This is a genomic window from Neptuniibacter sp. QD37_6 (genome assembly GCF_047778085.1).
Taxonomy (GTDB): domain Bacteria; phylum Pseudomonadota; class Gammaproteobacteria; order Pseudomonadales; family Balneatricaceae; genus Neptuniibacter.
On record NZ_CP180550.1, the window covers coordinates 1,286,984 to 1,306,689 of the forward strand.

Below are 19,706 nucleotides of genomic sequence, written 5' to 3' on the forward strand. Positions count from 1 at the left end.
AGTTCGCAATATTGAGTGTTCGTTAAAAATTAATCTATCACAGTCCAGACCAATCTTCTTGGGTTACACTAATACCTTTGATTTGAGCATATACTTTGTCCCCAACTTGGAGATTAAGTTCCGTTAAAGCCCAACACGTTATATGTGACCACAGCTTACAACCCCCAATATTCAAAACTACCTCAATTTGATGAGATGATTCTTCATCTATCTGCATGATTGTGGCGGGTAATATATTACGAATACTGGTTTGTTGTGGCTGCTCTTTTGATAAAGAGACATCGTTAGCTTTAATTCTTACTCGTAAAGGCGTGCCTGGAGGCATGTCTAAAGCTCTCATCCACAATTGAGTACTATGGGATATATTTAGGCAGGACATCGGGTATTTAGGGTGATGATGATCAAGCTTGGCATTGAACAACGAGCTTCTTGTGTCACCAGATAGCCAAGGCCGCATCTGTTCGGAGGACCACACCTCTTCGACGTTACCAAATTGAAGAATCTTTCCTCGGTCTAATAAAACGAGATAGTCCGCTAGTTGGATAATTTCCTCGAGGCTATGGGTCACATACAAAATGGGTAACTCGACCTCTGTTGCTAGCTTCGCTAGATAGGGTAATAGCTCTTTTTTTCGAGGAAGATCCAGTGAGGCTAAAGGTTCATCCATTAATAACAAGCTAGGGTCAGAAAGCAGTGCTCGCCCAATTGCCACTCGTTGTTTCTCACCGCCAGACAGGGTGTTAGGCAAACGGTGTAGCAGTGCTTGAATATCTAACATTTCTACAACACTCTGGAATTTTTCATCTTCCGGCGTGTAATCTGAACCGTAAAGGAGATTTCCCTGAACACTGTAGTGTGGAAAGAGCAGTGCTTCTTGGAACACATAGCCGATACTACGTTTCTCCGGCGGTAAGAAGCGTTTAGTTTCGGTATTGGTTAGGTCACGGCCATTTAATGAAATGCGGCCTTTATGAGGTTTTATTAAACCTGAAATATAATTGATCAGACTCGTTTTTCCTGCACCCGAACGCCCAAAGATCACTGTGACACCACTGTGGGGTAGTTCAAAGTCACATTCCATTTTGAGATCACCCAATTGGGTGTCTAGCGCAACTTTAAGCATGTGTACCTCCAAGTTTCTGCTTGGCTTTTCGTGTTAGCCATTCAGAAGCTAAGAGGGAAGCGAGAGCAATGAATATAGCTATGGCGCATAATCGAGCCGCTTGGACTTCCGCACCTGGCGTTTCAATAAAGGAGTACATTGCGAGCGGGATCGTACGCGTGATCTCAGGGATATTGGATACAAAAGTAATGGTGGCACCGAACTCACCTAAGGATCGTGCAAAGCCCAAAATTATCCCAGTTAATATGCCGGGCAGTGTTAAGGGCAGGGTGATGGTAAAAAACACTTTTGTCGGTGAAGAGCCTAAGGTTCTGGCAGCATACTCAAGTTTTGGGTTAACCGCTTCGAAACCTTGCCTAATAGCTCTCACCATTAGCGGGAAGGCTACCACTGCTGCGGCTAGTGCTGCACCTTGCCAACTAAAGCTAAAACTAAGTCCTGTAAGTTCATAAAGTGGCTTACCGAGCCAGCCTTGGCGTCCAAAACCAATCAATAACAGATAACCAATGACAACAGGTGGGAGGACTAAAGGCAGATGAACAATGCCATCTAATAAGGTCTTACCCGGAAATGTTTTTCGCGCGAGTATCCAAGCTACGCCAATGGCGACAGGTAGGCTAAACAGAACGGATGTGAGTGATACTTTTAAACTCAATAATAGTGCGGCCCACTCGTATTCTGTTATGAACATGGATTACTTTTCTTGCAACGTTTTGAAACCATAGCGTTTAAAAACGTTGCTTGCCTCTTCGCTAAATAGAAATTCATAAAATAATGAGGTACTAGCATTTTCTTTACCCTCAATTTTAGCAACTTCATAGATGATTGGGCTGTGCATTGATTCTGGGATCTCACTGAGTATGTTGAGCTGAGGCTTGTCTAGAATATCGGTTTTGTAGTGGATACCCATTGGGGTTTCGCCTCGCTCAGTTAGGGCCAATGCCGATCGTGCGCTGTTGGTTGGAGCAAAATAGCTTTTCCACTCATGCCATAGGTTGGCAGATTGCAAAGCCTCCTTCGCATAGATGCCAACAGGAACGTGATTGGTGTCGCCAATTGCAATGCGAGAGCGTTGATTAATTACTTGATCAATTTTGATTGCTTCGGAAAATTTGAACGGAGCAATTATATGATCTTTGTTACCAACGATAACCAGCCGATTGCTGATTAGAGCTCGCCGTGTGTTTGGCCTGATAGCTCCTTGTTGTTCAACATAATCCATCCAGCGTTGATTCGCTGCAATATAGAGATGAGCAGGAGCGCTTTGGGTGATTTGTCGAGCCAGTACCGAGGAAGAGGCAAGGGTCAGAGAGGGGGAGTGCTGGTGTTTATCTCTGAACTTGGCGGACAGTTCTTCTAGGGGTGCTGTTAAAGAGGTGGCTGCAAATATGTGAATTCTGTCTTCTGCTTGAACTGAGGTGAAGTAAAAACAAGATAAGAAAAATAAAATCTTAGACTTCATTAAGGTGTATCCAAGACTAACCAAGCTTAGGAATATGTGGAATATGCTATACAACTGCGGGGCTGAGATAAAGCGCAGGTGGCTAATTAAAACGGATAAAACCAGCTGAGTTGTAATAATTTATTTTTGTGGAATCTAAATGTGCTTAGCTATAGTAGATATTAAATTTTGATTGTTCCTTTTATGATATTGAAATGAAGTAAAATAGTTTTGCATTTTCATTGATTTTGACTTTTGAATGGGAATTGCTTGAGATAAGCCTAAAACTTAGCGAATCGAAATGGAGAAAGAAGAATTAGCAGTTAATAAATGGGCTGGGGGTTCGGAGCCACAGCGTAGCCCCTACTTTCCTTTTTCCAGCGAATGAGGTGTATTCAAATCTTACGAGGAGATAACAACCTGGTTACGGCCGCCATCTTTTGCTTGATAAAGTGCTTTGTCAGTACGTTCAATTAACTGCTCAGAGGATTCACCAATAGTAAATTGTGAAACGCCAAATGATGCAGTGATAGAGCTGATAATATCACCAGACTTCTTTTGCTTGATTCGGATTGCTTGAATTTTTTGACGTACCTGCTCAGCTAATTCAGCCGCCGCTTCTTTATCTGTTTGCGGCATTAAAACTGCAAATTCTTCGCCGCCAAAGCGAACTGGCAACATTGGCTCTGGGCAAACTTCTTTTAATAGCTTACCAACATATTGCAACACTTTATCACCCATAAGGTGACCATAAGTGTCGTTAAAGCGCTTAAAGTGATCTATATCGACAAGAACAAACGAGGCAATTAAATTAGGATCATTAACGCCGGCTAGTTGACTAATCTCAGCATCAAAAGCGCGACGATTAAATAGATTGGTTAGAGGATCGACCCTAGCATCTTGACGGGTTTTGTTAAGTTCTTCTTTTAGAGATTGAATTTCCGCTTGAGCTTCATTCATTCTTTCTTGAAATAGGCGGGCAGTTTCACTGACCGATTTGGTGTGGTCTGAAAGTGCATGAATGATTGATTCAATTGGCAGACTAGATTCACCGTCTTCGTTTTGGTGAAGTGCTTCTAAGCTCTCCTCAAGAACATTACTGAAATCCTCAGTTTTCTCGGCTGCGTTACCTGCATGTTCATGAAGGTCATTAATGAGGCCGATTAGACTGGCCTGTACGTCATCAGCCCCATTAATCTCATCTTTGATCATATGCTCGCGGAACAGTTGTTCACTAAGCATGGTAGGACAGGTTCCGTATGTCGTTAGGGTCTTATCAAGTTGCACATTTAACTCTGGTACACGATCACTAACGTACGTATACCACAGAGCATAATTAAGCGGGTTAGGCGGTATATTATGCTTAACCATTAATGGCACTGCCTGACGAAGGTACTCGGCAGCTTGATTGTTATTTTCAGCGAACTTCATACTTCCCCTATCGCTTTATTTGGTTGAACGAACGCTACTACATGAGAATTGTAAATGATAATCAGTACAATTCATATCTTGATCGGCAACTCAGTAACTGTAAAACAACTGTTTGAATTTGGGAACCGCTGAGGAGGAAAAAATCCTTTACTGATGCCTAATTTCTTTGAAAGTAGTATCGGCATAGCTCAATAAATCTTCAAGAAATTCTGCTGTGATTTTTAATTTATTTAAGTTGGTAGTTAGTTGGAAGTGCCCATGTAATCAGGTGTTCGGGAATTTTTAGCTTTTTAATTTGTACAATTCTCTTCGGGAAGCATCTTAGTTGAAAATGCAAGAAATTACTTCTCATCTAATTGATAAATTAAAGGAAAATTTAAATGTGTCTTGTACAAATATATTTACCAGCGTGTATCAGAGTCTTTATAACGAGTTAGATGTTTAAACGAGGTCAGCTGTTGTTTAAGTTGATCTAATGCCGTAGCGCTTGCTTCCCCCTGAATATGTAGCTCTTCACTCCATTGACGATCAAGAATATTGATCTGATCTTGTTTTAATAATTGCTCAATATCACCTACAAGGCTATGGGGAAGATATAGGTCGAAAGGAAATAGAGGGATGCGTTCCTCTATTGGTAATACTTTGAGAGCTTCTTGTACTGCTTGGCTATAAACCCTAACAAGTCCACCGGCACCAAGCTTTATCCCTCCAAAATATCGCGTTACCACGACGGTGATTTCACATAGATCACTGTGTTCAAGAACATTCAACATAGGTTTACCAGCCGTACCTTTGGGTTCGCCATCATCACTGCTGTTCCAGCACTGAAGGTAACTACGGGTACCAGCGATATATGCCCAGCAGTTATGGTTTGCTTTAGGGTGTTGTTGTTGTATCTCGGCAATAAAGTTTCGAGCACTCTCTAGATTGGGTGTGTGAGCGACATGAGTAATAAAGCGGCTGTGTTTAATCTCAATTTCATGACTGATGTAGGGATTTTGAGGGTAAAACTCTGTCATTGCTTAATGCCGCCTGCTAGGTAGATTGTTCCAAGCCATGGAGTCGGTGTTTGGTTTAATACTGCTTTAAGTCCAGATATAAGCGTTGCTTCATCGTGGCCGTTTTGACGTAAAAGCTGGAGCTGTTCAAGGCTTAATAATATTTCTATATCAATATGGCGGCCATAATAATAAAGAGAGAGTTGATATGGCACTGCTTTTGGGAATATCGATGAAAAATATTGATCGATAGATTGAGTTACGTCGCGCCTTGACGGTAGTTTCGTTTCTGGTGGTGCAATATCGAGATCTTCGTCATCATAGGTATCGATGTGGAAGATAATATGTCCAATCTCCTGATTGTCCTGTAGACGCTGACAGGCTTTGTTTCCGATGTAATGTCCTTCAGAGGCGCTGAGATGAGGCGCAACTTGAATATGAAGTTCCATGACATGCTTATTGCCCATGGTACGGGTTTTAAAACTGTGGACATTTATAATGCCTTCTATTGATAGAATTTGTTCTTTATAACGATCGATATCTTCTTTTGGAATGGATGTGCTAAGTAGTTGTTGTAGATTGCTCCAACTTAAATCCCAACCGATCTTAGCGACCATAATTGCGACAATCAGTGCCGCGACAGCATCTAACCAAATAAAACCAGCCATAGCACCAGCAACACCAATAAATACGACTATCGATGAGAGTGCGTCAGTTCGGCTATGCCATGCATTAGCAATCAAGAGAGCTGAATCTATCCGTTTACCTATCTGCAATGTATAACGATAGATCCACTCTTTAGCAGCTATGGATAGTGCCGCGATTACCAGAACTGGCCATTCGGGCAGTAGCAGTTCAGAGGCTTCAATTAGGTTTAATGTACTGTCGTAAGCCATTGCGCCCGCGACAGCAATCAGGATACTGCCAAGGATAACAGTACCAAATGCTTCAAAGTGTCCATGGCCCCATGGATGATCTTCATCAGGTCCTTTGGCTGATACTTTTAATATCAATACGACCATAACATCCGTGATGAGGTCAGATAGAGAATGGATGCCGTCTGCGACTAAGGCGGTTGAATGAAATAGAGCCCCAAAAAGAACCTTAAACAATCCAAGTACGGCGTTCACTGCAGCGCCGACCCAGGTCACTGTGTTTGCTGCTTTAATTTCCTGTTCTGTTCGTTGCATAACGTTGATCGTAACTCGCTTGAGATCATCCTTGTAAAGCCTAGCAGGTTAGAGGTTAAAAAATATGCTCAATCTTGAACAAGTTGATTTGATTCAGGCAATATTTTTTACATTGCCATTGATCTTGTTAAGTCCAAATTTGGTGCAATTGTCTTGTTTGAATTTTCCTTGATGGTTACCGTTATTACTAGGCTGTAGCAGATGTTCCGTTTTATTCCAGAAAAATGTTGTTCACTGTGGGATAAACAGCCGCACTATATGGGTGCAAAAAACAATATTGAAATTTAATATTCCTGTGTTGACTTATATAACATATTGAATTTTAAGGATTAAAAATATGCTGATTAAAAAATGATCAGTTTATTGGGTTGCCTTGATTTATGGGCGTTTCATGACGTTTTAAAGTCTTAATTCACAAAGTTATCCACAGCTAATGTGAGTAGCCTTTGTAAGGCCCTATATTTTAAGGGGGCCAGGTTTTTCCATACTAAAAGTCGTTATTTTATGCTGATAAAAATATGTAGACCTTAGTCTAAAGTGTTGGATTTGGAGTGGAGTGTATAGGATTGAATGGGGCTGGCCAACATTAAGAAGTAAGCTCTGACCAGCTGTGTAAAGGGCAGTGCTAGGGGGTTAGTCGATGCCTAGCACTTTATGGTTCTGTAAGCTGAGCTTCCATTGGGGATGGGCTAAGCAATAGTCGATCACTTCTTTTGTGTAGATTGAACGTGCAGGACCGTCCATCGGCTGTAGATAGAAGTGCGCGAAACTAAGTTGTTCGAACTGGTCCGGTTGCGCTAAAGGTTGCGGGTAAACCAATTTAAGCTCATCACCTTGGGTGATAATTACTTCGGCATCGGCTTTAGGGCTCACACAGATCCAATCGATATTATCGGGTAGTGGCTTCGTACCATTCGTTTCGATGGCAACTTCAAAACCATTTGTGTGGCACTCCTCCACCAAGGTTTGATCGAGTTGCAGCGCAGGTTCACCACCGGTGAAGATGATGTACGGCTTCTCGTTGTTCTGATCTGGCCAGAAGCTTTTTAGAAATTGGCACAGTTCAGCTGCGGTAGCGAACTTTCCTCCGTTTTGTCCATCGGTACCAATAAAATCAGTATCGCAAAAATCGCAGATAGCTTTTTCACGGTCTTGCTCGCGCCCTGACCAGAGATTACAGCCAGAAAAACGACAAAAAATTGATGCGCGTCCACTTTGCGCACCTTCACCTTGCAAGCTATAGAAAATCTCTTTTACGGAATACATCAGATTGTGGTAGAAAGGGCCTTTAAAATCGAGGCGATAAGTCTACACTGGCAGATTTTGACTGCAAGTTAATTCGGTTCATATTACGCCTGTAAGGTAATCTACAGGTTAACTAGTGTAATAGGGTACATTCGTGGAACTTAGAGAAATTGATAAAGTTGTTTATAAGCAAAAGCAGCGCAAGGTAGGTATCGTTTTTAGTCTGATTTTTGCTGTAATAGGTTTAGGGTTGAGTGCCGTATTACGTCATTACTATGGTGATGCTGAAGGCGAGAATATGATGGTGAACCTAACTGGGGTGCTAATTGGTTTAGCTATCTCCATTATTATCTTTACCCAAGTGGCTAAAAAACCGTATTTTGATGAGCTTCGGTACGGCTGGAACCTGAAGAAACAGGCGCTTAAGATTCAAAACCATCGCCATCGTTGGGAAGAGCGTCTGAAAGGAGGTGATGCTACGGCAGCGATTGTCCTAGCTTTCTATCATAAAGCTACTCTGCAACTGCAAAGCTTAGATGGTAACGAGTTTGGTTACAGCGATAGTAAAGAGCGTGAAAATAAGTTTTTGGTTGAATGCGAGAAGCTTTCTTTAGATGCTGATGCGTCTAAATATTCGATAGATATGCTGTTGGATATGAAATAGCACGCTGTTTATTTCTGCAATAAATTGATATTACTAAGGAGCTTAAGGCTCCTTTTTTGTATCTGATCTATAAGAGTTGAGGTTTTACGATGCTTAGTCGATTTAAGCAATCTATTACGGTGTGGATGATTTTATTGATTTCGCCGTATCTCGCTGCTGAACAGAGTAATAGGGTGATGATCACACCCGAACTTTTCTCCTTTGTGGTTGAACATGAAAAGGAGTCTATTGAGATTAAGCGTAATCAAAATCCTGATAATACTATCCATGAGCTGTATATCACGACTTCCAGTGGTACACCGCAGCCAATGTTTCCATTCGAACCTTATGAAGTGGAGACCATTGGCGAGAGAGAATTTATTGAGTATCTACAACAAGCTCAAACAGATAGCTCTATTTTAATTGTTGATACTCGGACTGAGGGCTGGCATTACCGATTGACGATACCGGGCAGCACCAATATTCCATACACGCTGTTAAAAGATCCTGAAACTCTTTCGGATACGTTGGAAGAGTTGGGAGCAATCAACAAAGATGGTGTTTGGGATTTTAGTCAGGCAAAAACAATTGCTGCGTTTTGTAACGGTTATTGGTGCGGACAGACACCTACCTTTATCTGGGCGTTGTTGGAGCTAGATTACCCTGAAGATAAGTTGAATTACTATCGAGGAGGCATGCAGGCTTGGACTAGCTTAGGGCTTACTACGGTGGGGGATTATCATTCGGAATAGTAGGGAGTGTTATTGGATCTCCCTACTATCTGAAAATAAAGTGCTTATTTTATTTGGTTTAGGTAATTCGTTAAGCGATCTTTATTCATTACGAACGTGGCGCTTAGTTCAGCCGCGTTGGTTTTAACTTCTTCTAAGTTTGTTGGTTTACCCGCTACAACAACACCGACCATTGCCATCATTGCGTGTGGGCGGCATTTGTATACGTACACCCCTTCTTTATCCACTGTGAAAGAAACTTCTTTCATCATTTTTCCTTTCCAGCCTGTAGAGCCAGCAGGAATTAGGTTGCTGATTGATTCAGAATTGTGACCTGGATCTGTTGGTTGGAATGTAACGGTATCACCTACTTCTACATTTAAAATGGCAGGCTCAAAAACCATAGAGCCGTCAGGACCTGAGTTTTTCATCATGACTGTATGATCAGCCGCGCCAGCAAAATTTGCGCAAATTGCAAAGGCTAGGCCCGCACTTAGAGTTTTAATATTCATCGTTATGTATTCCTTGCTTTGATAATGCAAATAATAATGATTATTAAACCAGATTGTGGTGTTGGTAAATATTCTTATTTAGAACTATATAAACGCTAAATTTATAGGGGCTTAATGATTAGTAGAGGTTTGGTTTTGCGTATGGATATGGGAGCAAAGCTCTATGGAATCTTGAGGGATCTCTATTTCTGGCATTTTATCCAACTGATTGGCTCCATATATTGCGATAAGCAGGGGAGAGGCAATGACAAACATCAAGAGGCCAGCCATGAACTGCCCTGTTATCCCTTTGCGAATAGGTGTCGGTTTAAATACTTTGTAGCCCTTAGGTGGGAATTGCGCTTGTATTAACCCTTTGATCGCCATGGGGAGCATAGTTATGGCTAGGATTAGGAAGATCGAAATAGGCAATCCAATCAGTAAAAGGTGCCAAAGATAATCAGCCCCGTTTAGGCCAAACAGGCTGTAACAGTGAGGCTTTTCTGCAAGGCGGGTGATAGATGGGAATAGCCAAAACTTGCCAGCGGCTATGAGAACTGCACCTAAACCCATAAACAGGATAATGAGCTTTATCTTCTCGCGCTTTGTGTATTCCGGTGCGTAATCCATCTGGTCTGCCCATATTGGCTACGAAAGCTTAATTTATAACCTTACCACTTGTCGTTCAGAGTTATAAATTAAGCTGAGGCAGTTAGCCCATGATTAAGGGCGTTGTGCTTCGCCGCCAAAGGCTTCAATTAAGGCAGGGAATAGCTTGCTGAACTCTAGGCCCATTTGAACCATATCTGCATCGAATTGAGCGATCTCATCTTCAGCTGCTTCGTCAGCCATTTTTTCCTGTAGCTGTTCGCTCAGTTTCAGGCGTTTAATGGACAGATCTTCCTGTAGAGTAATCTTGAGCTGTTCATCCCATTCTAGGGCTAGTTTTACGACACGCTTGCCTGCTTCTAGGTGAGCAACAAACTCTTCATCTTCTAGTTGTTGGCCTTTGATTCGAATTACGCCGCCTTCTAGGACGTTATCACGTAGCTCACACTCATCTAGGACTTCAAAACCTTGTGGAATGCTGTCGTGTTGCTCCAACCAATGAGACATAACTGCAGAAGGCGATTGGTTTACGTCAGGCAGTGCGATTGGCAGGCTACCTAAAGTGCCACGAAGATGGCTTAGTAGCTCTTCTGCGCGTTTATGGCTAGAAGAATCAACTGCAATCCAGCCTGCAGCTGGGTTGATTAGAGCGGTGGTCTGCTGGAATTTACTGAAGGCACGAGGCAATAGATCAAGAATCACTTCGTCTTTAAGTTGGTCGCGTTCTTTCTTGTACACTTTGCGTGCTTGTTCATGCTCGATTACCGCAACTTTTTCACCTACGGCTTCTTTAATAACGGCGCCGGGAAGGATCTTTTCTTCCTTGCGTGCAGCTAGCATAAACATGCCGTGTACCTGATGCGCGTGAACATCATCCAATAAGTGACATGGCGATACCCAGCCATAACGGCTTAGTTCTTGGCTTTTACATGGATGAAAAGTGTGCTCAATTAGTTTTTCTTGTAGCTGCTCTTGAGTGTATTCAAATGCTTCGGTTAGGCGATAGAAAATTACATTTTTAAACCACATAGCAGCTCCAGAAAACGAAAAAATTGGCAGAGCATGGTAGGCAAGATTTGTACTCGATGGAAGAGAAAATCTATATTTGTCTGAAATAAAAGAGAGGTTAAAAATTAGCTGGTGGGATATGAAGGAGAAATAATTGACGGCAGCGATTAGAGTGTGCTGCCGTCAGACTTGTGCGCAGGTATTCCTAGATACCTGCGTAAGCAAGCAGGGTATGTACAGGTACGCCTGCATCTTGGATTTTGCTAGAACCTTGAAGGTCAGGCAGGTCGATTAGTGCTGCTGCTTCGGATACTTCGGCACCAAGTTCTTTGATCAGACTGCACGCTGCTAAGATAGTGCCACCTGTAGCAATCAGGTCATCAAATACTAAAACTCGATCGCCTTCCTTTACAGCATCAGTCTGCATCTCTACAGCCGCAGTACCATATTCAAGCTGATATTCCTGATGAATGGTTTCACCCGGTAGTTTGCCTTTTTTACGGACGAGAACCAAAGGAATATTCAGGTGGTAAGACATGATAGAGCTGATCAAGAAGCCGCGAGCATCAATACTCGCAATGTGCGTAATATCACTATCAATGTAGCGCTGGATAAATGCATCAGAGATCATGCGAAGCGCTTTAGGATCTTTAAATAGTGGAGTGATATCACGGAATTGAACGCCTGGCTCCGGCCAGTCTGGGATCGTACGAATTACGGATTTCACATAACATTCGTCATATGACATGAAGAACTCCTTAGAAACAGCAGGTTTTGACACAGCTCAATGTTTTATTGCGCAGCAAAAGCTTTAATAAATGCGTTGGGTTACACATTGAGATGGCTACTTAATTGTGCGACTAAATAAGCACCGGTTGCGTAAGCAATCGGTGCTTTTTTATTTGTAGGGGCTAACTGCAAGTACCTTTGCCACATTGAGCAGTTACAGGTTCTTCAGCGTCCTTAGCAGGACACTCGCCAGATAGTTCGTAAAGTTTATCCAGATCCTGGATATGAACCTCTTTACCTTCAACTTGTAATAGTTCGGACTTCTGGAAGCGGGTAAAAATACGGCTTACGGTTTCAACAGCAAGACCTAAATAGTTACCGATCTCGTTGCGCGACATCGATAAACGGAAACTTGTTTCAGAATAACCGCGTGCTTTAAATCGCATAGACAATTTTACAAGGAATGTTGCAACACGTTCTTCAGCATTCTTTTTCGATAAGAGAAGCATCATCTGTTGCTCTTCACGAATCTCTTTACTCATCGTACGAAGCAGTTGGCGGCGTAATTCGGGTAATTGACCGGAAAGTTCGTCTAAACGCTCGAAAGGAATTTCACAAACCGTTGTGGTTTCAAGGATCTTCGCGGATACAGGGTATTCGTTGTTATCAAAACCGCTCATACCAACCAGTTCACCCGGGAAGTAGAACCCCGTGATCTGCTCTTCACCTTCATTTGTGATTGTGTAAGTTTTTACGGTGCCGACGCGGATAGCATAAACACTCGCAAACTCTTCGCCTTGGTGGAAAAGGTGCTCACCTTTTTTCAGTGGGCGGCTTTTGTCGATAATGTTGTCCAGGCGTTCCATCTCTGTCATATCCAGAGATACTGGCAGACATAAAGAGCTCAGACTACAAGTGTTGCAGCTTACCTGCTGTAGACTACGTAGTTTTCCGTCAGTTGCCTTGTTATCACTCATAGTGCGATCCTGTCGTGGTTATATCGAATGGCTACCCACTGATTATGTAATATTTCCGTAAATACGGAAAGTTAAATAATCTTCGAGAAACGCTGCGAGCTCTGGTCTTTTGGTATATATGCGTCAAATGCCATACATATACGACGAATCAATAAGCGACCAGCAGGAGAGACTACAATGTCTTTTTCATTCATGTTGATTAAGCCATCTTTAGTAAACGCTTCTAGTTCAGCAATAGAGCTGGCGAAATAGTCATCGAAAGCAATATCAAATTTAGATTCAACCGCTGTTTTGTCTAGTTCAAAGTGGCAGATGAGCTGTGTAATAACATGGCGACGGATGATGTCATCTTGGGTAAGGCTTACACCGCGTTTGATCGCATGAGCGTTACCATCAACAGCAGCACTGTAATAAGGCATATCGTGTTCATTTTGATAGTAAACAGAACCGATTTGGCTAATCGATGAAACACCCATAGCGACAAGATCGCACTCTGAGTGAGTTGTGTAGCCTTGGAAATTACGATGCAATTTACCGGTACGTTGAGCAATGGCTAGCTCATCATCCGGCTTAGCGAAGTGATCCATACCGATATAAACATATCCTGCATCAAGTAACTTGTTGATCGTAGATTCTAGAATCGCCAGCTTTGTTTCTGGGCTTGGTAACGTTTCTTCCTGAATGTGGCGCTGTGGACGGAAACGGTCTGGAAGGTGCGCATAGTTAAATACTGAAAGACGATCAGGATTCATCTCGATGACAGTATCTAGGGTTGCGTTAAAACCTTCGAGCGTTTGGTAAGGAAGTCCGTAGATCAAATCTAGGTTTAGCGATCGGAAACCTAGTCTGCGTGCTTCTTCCAGAATTGCTGCTGTTTGTTCTACTGACTGAACACGGTTAACCGCTTCCTGAACTTTTGGATCGATATCCTGTAGACCTAGACTGATACGGTTAAAACCGATCTCACGTAGGACTTTGATTGTTTCTAGGCTTGCTTCACGAGGATCAATTTCGATGGAGTAATCACCGCTATCGTCATCAAGAAGGTTAAAGTTTTTGCGCATTTCAGCCATTAGCTCGACCATCTGCTCGTGGCTAATGAATGTCGGTGTACCGCCACCCCAATGTAGCTGAGTTACTTTGCGGTCATTACTGTACCACTTGGATAGCTGAGCCATTTCTTTATAAAGTGTATCAAGATAAGGCTGTGCTTTTTTGCGATTGCGCGTGATCACTTTATTACATGCGCAGTAGTAGCAAACATGTGCACAAAATGGGATGTGGACATACAGAGAAAGCGGATCATTGATGTCCGCAGAGTTTTGACCGGTTGCTACTAGATCACTAGGAGACAACTCTGGGTCAAACTGAACAGCAGTAGGGTAGGATGTATAACGAGGACCCGATAGGTCGTATCGTTTGATCAAGTCCAGATCCCATTTAATCAGATTGTTATCCACGTTTGTGTTCCTCTGTAATCAGTTTCTTGCGAAAAATGTGTTCAGTTATTGTTGGAATATTCCCAGCCATGGGATGCTGTATAAGCCCATTCCAATAATGATTGCGCCCGAAATATGTTGAGTCAGGCGTTTCTGTAGGATTTGTTTAACTTGTTGGGCCAGTACACCGGTTAACAGCATGGCAGGCAAAGTACCTACGCCAAATGCCGCCATCAATTGTGCGCTGGTCAGCCAGTCGGATGCTGCTGAAGCCCAAATTAACGTGCTATAAACCAAGCCGCATGGGAGCCAACCCCAAAGTCCACCTAGCATGATTGCTTGTCCGATATTTCTAACCGGTAGAAGCTTACTAGCAGCAGGACTTATCTGCTTCCACAGTACTCCGCCTGCGCTTTCTAGGTGGGTTAAACCTTTCCACCACTGGGCAATATAGAGACCCATGAATATCAGCATCAATCCGGCAAAGCTGCGAAGTACGAGTTGCAGTACAGGATCGGTTAACAACCAACTCAGGCTACCTAAAATTGCGCCTGCAGTTGCATAGCTAATAATACGCCCAGAGTTATAGCCGAGTAGAAGTAGGAAACCTTGACCTCCCTTAGGGGAGCTGAGGGAGACGGTGGCAGCTATGCCACCGCACATACCCAAACAATGCGTACCGCCAAGCAAACCTAATAAGAATGCTGTAGGTATGACAAGTGCTTCAGTCATTGCCTTTGTCAGTCGGTTTTACTTTAGCATCATCCGGAATCAGATCTTCGTCATCATCATAGAGAATGCTATGTGCAGGGCTGTCTAGATCGTCGTACTGGCCGTTGTTAACGTTCCAGAAAAAAGCCCAGATAGCAAAGCCAATTAACAAGATGGCAATGGGGATCAGCAGGAAAATTATATCCATTGAAACTACATAACCCTATTTTTCAAATGTGCTTATTCTACCTGATTTTGCATAACCACGTCAGGCTTAGCCGACTGAGTACCCTGATCTCTGTCATGGGAATGGACAGAACCTCGGGTTAATTTGTTCAGGCGCATCGCATTACCAACTACAACCAATGAACTTGCCGACATACCGATCGCTGCCATATAGGGTGCAATGAAGCCAAAGGCAGCCAATGGTAGAGCGCTTAGGTTATAGCAAAGTGACCAAGCTAAGTTCTGCTTAATGATTCTTTGAGTCTTTCTCGCGAGCAAAATACCATCCGCTAGGCGTAATAGATCGTGGCTGATCAGTACGCCATCAGCATTAGTTTTTGCAAGGTCAGAAGCACCGCCCATAGCGATAGATGTCTGCGCACCTGCAAGTACAGGGATGTCGTTGATACCGTCACCCACCATGATTACATGAGCACCTTCTTCTTGCAGCTTATTAACATGAGCAAGCTTTTCAGCAGGAGATACGCCAGAGATGGCGGTATCTATGCCCAGTTGACTTGCAACTTCTGCTACGGCTGAAGAGTTATCGCCCGTCAGCATTTCGCAACGTAGACCCATCGAGTGAAGAATCTCTATCGTCTGTTTAGCTTCGCGGCGAATCTGGTCATTAAGGCGGAACCAAGCTAGCGCTTGAGTCTCATTACATAGAAGCAACCACTGCCCACTTGTTTCAGGTAGTGATGGCTGACTTTGCGTTAGAATCTCGCTAGCGTAATCAGGTTTACCAATACGGTATCGCTGATTATCGATCACACCTTCGATGCCTTGACCTAGTGTCGCTTTGATCTCGGTTGCTACGAGATCACCGTGCTGATCATGGAACGCTTGGGCAATTGGATGTTCACTGTGTTTTTCAAGCGCAGCAGCAAACTTAGTACAGGCATCTTGATCATGATCTGCTAGAGGAACTACTTCCTGGAGACTTAGATTACCCTCGGTGAGCGTACCTGTTTTATCGAAAACAACATGAGTTGCCGTCGAAAGACTTTCCAGAACATGGCCTCGGGTGATTAATAAGCCGTTTTGACGCAGTGTGCCTGTGGCAGCAGTGAGAGCTGTCGGAGTGGCCAATGAAAGCGCACAAGGACAAGTCACTACCAGTACCGATAGGGTGATCCAGAATGCATGAGCAGGCTCAACGAAATACCAACCAGTCGCTACAACGGTTGCGGTGACTAAAACAGCCGCTACAAAGTAGCTAGCCACTTTATCGGCAATCTGAGCAACTTTAGGTTTATCTTCTTGAGCACGATCTAGCAGCCGAACAATGGCTGATAGCTTGGTCTCGTCACCTACCTGAGTGATTTTAATCGTGATCGGGTTTTCGACGTTAATCGTGCCGCCAACAACCTTGTCATCGATATCTTTACGAATAGGCAGGTATTCACCTGTTAGCGCTGCTTCATCTACCGAGCTGCTACCGGCAATGATGATGCCATCAGCAGGAATCGTATGGCCGGGTTTGACCAAAACAATATCATCTAGCTTCAGTTCTTGGGCGGGTACTAATTGCTCTTCACCATCGACTAGTTTGATAGCACTAGCCGGTAGTAAGTTGAGGAGCGCGTTACCTGCTTTACCTGTCCTATGGCGGGCCTGCATTTCAAGATAACGGCCTATCAACAGGAAGAAGGTGAACATAGTAACGGAGTCGTAATAGACCTCACCACTATTAGTGATGGTTGCCCAGACACTGGCTAAATAAGCTCCACCGATTGCGATAGAGACAGGGAAGTCCATGGTTAAGTGTCGAGTTTTAAGATCCCTTAACGCAGCGATAAAGAAAGGACGTGCAGAATAAAGGATTACTGGGGTTGCAATGACTAAGCTAGCCCAGCGGATAAAGCTGACGTACTTATCTTCCATGCCCTGAAGAGCACCGCCATAAAGCGCGATAGCAAACATCATTGTCTGCATCATGCCGATGCCGGCAACACCTAGACGGCGAGTTGCACGTTTACGTTCCTGCTCTAAGAGCTGTTCTTCTTTATCGGGGTGGTAAGGGTGTGCTTGATAACCAATTCGGTAGATCTCAGCCATGATTTTGCTGAGTTTTGCTTGGGATTTATCCCAAGTAATACGAGCGCGGTGATTGGTCAGGTTGACCTTTGCTTTACTTACGCCTTCGATATTACTGATGTGGTGATCAAGTAACCATACGCAAGCAGCACAGGTAATACCTTCGATAACTAGCGTAGCTTCAGCACTGGATTCGTTGGCTTTGACGAAATTGCTTTGCACATTTTCGTCATCGTAAAGCTCAAGCTCTAGAAGCAATGTTTCCGGAAGGTCCTTAGTGTTCAGTTCCGGCGAGTAGGCTGCTTCAGTACGATGTTTGTAATAATTGTCCAAGCCACTATCTACAATAGTTTGTGCGACTGCTTGGCAGCCTGGACAACACATATCTCTACTTTCACCGTTAATTACAGCGCTATAGTTACTACCCGGGGGGATAGTAAGGCCGCAGTGGTAACAGTCAGCAGACTTTACTGAGTTAAGGTTGCTGCTCATTGTTCGTGGGCAGGTTTAAACTCAATTGTATTCTGATCGTAAGGTGGATGTGCCTCTGCACGGAGATTCCAGTTGCGGGCTTCATCCTTCAGGATCAGATAACGCTTACCTTGTAGCAGGCTCTTCAAGCTGCCTGTATAGGCTTCAGTGCCAGGAACTTGCTTAAGCAGAATACTCTGATCGTATTGCTGGTGAGTAGGGTGAATGATACTGAGGTTTAGGAACTCTGGAAGGTAGTCACCTTTACTTTTGAATTTCAGCATTAGGTCGCCAGTTGTATTATCGAGATTTAACTGACCGCTAACGCCAAGGTCGATCGCTTCTTGAGACTGACTTTTATCTACAAAATGGCCACGGGCTACTTTGTAGTAGTCATCTTTTACCAAACCGTCATGTGTAACGATGGATAGGTAAAGGTAAAAAGTTCCGTAAAAAACTACGGCAATAATCGGTGATAAAATAAACCAAAGCCAAGGCTGTTTGTACCATGGGCCGGGGATGTTGTTGTCGCTGTCACTCATGTATCAATACCCAAAAAAAAACTGTCGTATCCAAAACTGGAACACCCAGTTTCAGACCGACAGCTATTCTACCTTATTTCTAAAAGAAGGGGCCTAGAATTTATTCTAATCGACCCTTCTTTTGACCTAGCGCTTAGGTGCAGGGCCAATAAAACGGTTTTCCTCTTCTATAACGATGTCGGAATTGTCCGTTGCCATCACTTTGAAGGTGATATTGTTATTGGCTTTGCTTAGGTATTTTTTCTTAATGTTCAATCTAATTGGTAGATCGATCAGCTCACCAGCTTTTATAGTGACTTCTGACTTGCCAATATATTCCAGGCCTTCAAGACCTGTGACTGAAATCTTGTAGCTGTGATCGACTTGCTCTTTATTAGCAAGTTTTAGGGTATATACGTTCTCGATGACGCCTGAAGTGACTTCGTTATATAGCTGTCCACGGTCGCGTAATATATCAACTTCGAGCGGGATACGGCTGTAGACGGTGTAGGCAAAAACGACGCACATCACACATAGGACGACAAAGTAACCGATCAGTTTAGGGCGCATAATATGCGTTTTATTGCCTTCTAGCTGATGTTCAGTTGTGTAGCGTACAAGGCCTTTTTCGTAACCGACACGTTCCATAATATCGTCGCAGGCATCTACACACGCTCCACAAGCGACACACTCATACTGCAGGCCATCGCGGATATCGATTCCCACCGGGCAAACATATACACAGTTGTAGCAATCAATACAGTCGCCTAAGCCTTCGGCTTTATAGTCAGAGCCTTTTTTACGTTTTCCTCGGCTTTCACCGCGTTTTTCATCGTAAGAAATAATCAGTGTGTCTTGGTCGAACATAACTGATTGGAAACGAGCGTAAGGGCACATGTAGATACATACCTGCTCACGTAACCAGCCCGCGTTGCCATAAGTTGCTACGGCAAGGAAGCCTAACCACCACATCTCCCAAGGGCCTAGCTCGAAGTTAAGAATGCTTGGGATAAGTTCCCGAATAGGGGTGAAATAGCCAACGAAAGCGACTGCAGAGATAATAGAGAAAATGATCCAAAGAAAATGTTTTGTGCTTTTTCTAAGTATTTTCTCTTTACTCCAGCCTTTTGATTTATCGAGTTTCATCCGTTGGTTACGGTCACCTTCGGCGAATTTTTCAATCCATATATAGATCCATGTCCATACAAATTGCGGGCAGGCATAGCCACACCACAATCGACCAGCAAACACAGTAAAGAAGAACAGGGCAAAGGCAAGAATGATTAGCAGCCAAGACAATAAGATGAAATCTTGGGGCCAGAAGGTGCTGCCGAAAACATGGAATTGTCGATTAGGAAGGTCAAATAGAATAGCTTGCCTACCATCCCAGGTAATCCAAGAGAAGCCAAAAAACATCGCTAGCATTATGACACTTGCGGCTTCACGAAGTTTTTTAAAAATACCTTTATAGTGCTTTACGTATATATGCTCACGTTTAGCGTATAGGTCGTAATCTTGGGATTTTTTCTTGCTCTTGGGGGTGACATCTTGAACCGGGATCTGATTCATCTTGTTGCTCACATACTCACCAGTGAAAGTTAAACTCAGCAGAACTAATACGCTCACCATGTATTAGCAAAGTTGAATATTATAATAGATCCTCAAAAAAAAAGGCGACATGAT

General features: G+C 43.4%; 20 protein-coding genes. 2 read left to right on the forward strand and 18 right to left on the reverse strand.

Going from position 1 to position 19,706, the window contains the following annotated elements; translation table 11 throughout:
* Positions 1–37: 37 nt before the first annotated feature.
* The 7 genes from modC to queE form a co-directional block, all read right to left on the reverse strand.
* Entirely contained in the window at positions 38–1,123 is a 1,086-nt protein-coding gene (gene modC / locus ACMXYO_RS05925) for a molybdenum ABC transporter ATP-binding protein ModC (RefSeq protein ID WP_415887624.1), read from the reverse strand.
* Positions 1,116–1,814 carry a molybdate ABC transporter permease subunit gene (gene modB, locus ACMXYO_RS05930; RefSeq protein ID WP_415887625.1) on the reverse strand — a complete coding sequence of 233 codons (699 nt, stop codon included), beginning with the start codon at positions 1,812–1,814 and terminating at the stop codon, positions 1,116–1,118. Before modB ends, modC begins: the two co-directional genes overlap by 8 nt.
* A 3-nt stretch (positions 1,815–1,817) precedes the next feature.
* Positions 1,818–2,585 (reverse strand): molybdate ABC transporter substrate-binding protein, encoded by a 768-nt coding sequence (modA, locus tag ACMXYO_RS05935; protein ID WP_415887626.1) that lies wholly within the window; start codon positions 2,583–2,585, stop codon positions 1,818–1,820.
* A 381-nt stretch (positions 2,586–2,966) separates the two neighbouring features.
* The gene (locus ACMXYO_RS05940) at positions 2,967–3,995 is read right to left on the reverse strand and encodes a GGDEF domain-containing protein (protein WP_415887627.1); all 1,029 of its coding nucleotides are present in this window, start codon (positions 3,993–3,995) and stop codon (positions 2,967–2,969) included.
* A 401-nt stretch (positions 3,996–4,396) separates the two neighbouring features.
* Positions 4,397–5,014, reverse strand: coding sequence for a YigZ family protein (locus ACMXYO_RS05945; RefSeq protein ID WP_415887628.1), 618 nt, complete (start codon positions 5,012–5,014; stop codon positions 4,397–4,399).
* Complete coding sequence (locus tag ACMXYO_RS05950) at positions 5,011–6,183, reverse strand: cation diffusion facilitator family transporter (RefSeq protein ID WP_415887629.1); 1,173 nt, start codon at positions 6,181–6,183, stop codon at positions 5,011–5,013. Before ACMXYO_RS05950 ends, ACMXYO_RS05945 begins: the two co-directional genes overlap by 4 nt.
* Before the next feature lie 633 nt (positions 6,184–6,816).
* Positions 6,817–7,449 carry a 7-carboxy-7-deazaguanine synthase gene (gene queE, locus ACMXYO_RS05955; protein WP_415887630.1) on the reverse strand — a complete coding sequence of 211 codons (633 nt, stop codon included), beginning with the start codon at positions 7,447–7,449 and terminating at the stop codon, positions 6,817–6,819.
* Between the two features lie 133 nt (positions 7,450–7,582).
* On the opposite strand from queE, the gene ACMXYO_RS05960 reads away from it, so the two are divergent.
* On the forward strand, positions 7,583–8,092 hold the full coding sequence (locus ACMXYO_RS05960) for a DUF3087 family protein (RefSeq protein WP_415887631.1): 510 nt from the start codon (positions 7,583–7,585) through the stop codon (positions 8,090–8,092).
* Positions 8,093–8,181: 89 nt separating this feature from the next.
* Positions 8,182–8,823, forward strand: coding sequence for a rhodanese-like domain-containing protein (locus tag ACMXYO_RS05965; RefSeq protein ID WP_415887632.1), 642 nt, complete (start codon positions 8,182–8,184; stop codon positions 8,821–8,823).
* Between the two features lie 44 nt (positions 8,824–8,867).
* Here ACMXYO_RS05965 and ACMXYO_RS05970 read toward each other — a convergent pair whose 3' ends face one another.
* From ACMXYO_RS05970 to ccoG, 11 genes are all read right to left on the reverse strand, one after another.
* Positions 8,868–9,314, reverse strand: a complete 447-nt coding sequence (locus ACMXYO_RS05970; RefSeq protein WP_415887633.1) for a pseudoazurin — start codon at positions 9,312–9,314, stop codon at positions 8,868–8,870.
* Between the two features lie 111 nt (positions 9,315–9,425).
* Positions 9,426–9,923 carry a hypothetical protein gene (locus ACMXYO_RS05975; protein WP_415887634.1) on the reverse strand — a complete coding sequence of 166 codons (498 nt, stop codon included), beginning with the start codon at positions 9,921–9,923 and terminating at the stop codon, positions 9,426–9,428.
* Between the two features lie 93 nt (positions 9,924–10,016).
* On the reverse strand, positions 10,017–10,931 hold the full coding sequence (gene rdgC, locus ACMXYO_RS05980) for a recombination-associated protein RdgC (RefSeq protein WP_415887635.1): 915 nt from the start codon (positions 10,929–10,931) through the stop codon (positions 10,017–10,019).
* Between the two features lie 184 nt (positions 10,932–11,115).
* The gene (locus tag ACMXYO_RS05985) at positions 11,116–11,658 is read right to left on the reverse strand and encodes an adenine phosphoribosyltransferase (protein WP_415887636.1); all 543 of its coding nucleotides are present in this window, start codon (positions 11,656–11,658) and stop codon (positions 11,116–11,118) included.
* Between the two features lie 163 nt (positions 11,659–11,821).
* Positions 11,822–12,616: a fumarate/nitrate reduction transcriptional regulator Fnr gene (gene fnr, locus ACMXYO_RS05990; protein WP_415884058.1), complete on the reverse strand. Its 795-nt coding sequence runs from the start codon at positions 12,614–12,616 to the stop codon at positions 11,822–11,824.
* A gap of 71 nt (positions 12,617–12,687) precedes the next feature.
* Positions 12,688–14,076: an oxygen-independent coproporphyrinogen III oxidase gene (hemN, locus tag ACMXYO_RS05995; protein WP_415887637.1), complete on the reverse strand. Its 1,389-nt coding sequence runs from the start codon at positions 14,074–14,076 to the stop codon at positions 12,688–12,690.
* Between the two features lie 45 nt (positions 14,077–14,121).
* Positions 14,122–14,787, reverse strand: a complete 666-nt coding sequence (locus ACMXYO_RS06000; protein WP_415884060.1) for a sulfite exporter TauE/SafE family protein — start codon at positions 14,785–14,787, stop codon at positions 14,122–14,124.
* Positions 14,780–14,974 (reverse strand): cbb3-type cytochrome oxidase assembly protein CcoS, encoded by a 195-nt coding sequence (ccoS, locus tag ACMXYO_RS06005; RefSeq protein WP_415884061.1) that lies wholly within the window; start codon positions 14,972–14,974, stop codon positions 14,780–14,782. Before ccoS ends, ACMXYO_RS06000 begins: the two co-directional genes overlap by 8 nt.
* 32 nt (positions 14,975–15,006) lie before the next feature.
* Positions 15,007–17,523: a heavy metal translocating P-type ATPase gene (locus ACMXYO_RS06010; RefSeq protein WP_415887638.1), complete on the reverse strand. Its 2,517-nt coding sequence runs from the start codon at positions 17,521–17,523 to the stop codon at positions 15,007–15,009.
* Positions 17,520–18,044 carry a FixH family protein gene (locus tag ACMXYO_RS06015; RefSeq protein WP_415884063.1) on the reverse strand — a complete coding sequence of 175 codons (525 nt, stop codon included), beginning with the start codon at positions 18,042–18,044 and terminating at the stop codon, positions 17,520–17,522. Before ACMXYO_RS06015 ends, ACMXYO_RS06010 begins: the two co-directional genes overlap by 4 nt.
* A gap of 126 nt (positions 18,045–18,170) precedes the next feature.
* On the reverse strand, positions 18,171–19,592 hold the full coding sequence (gene ccoG / locus ACMXYO_RS06020) for a cytochrome c oxidase accessory protein CcoG (RefSeq protein WP_415888074.1): 1,422 nt from the start codon (positions 19,590–19,592) through the stop codon (positions 18,171–18,173).
* Positions 19,593–19,706: the final 114 nt, after the last annotated feature.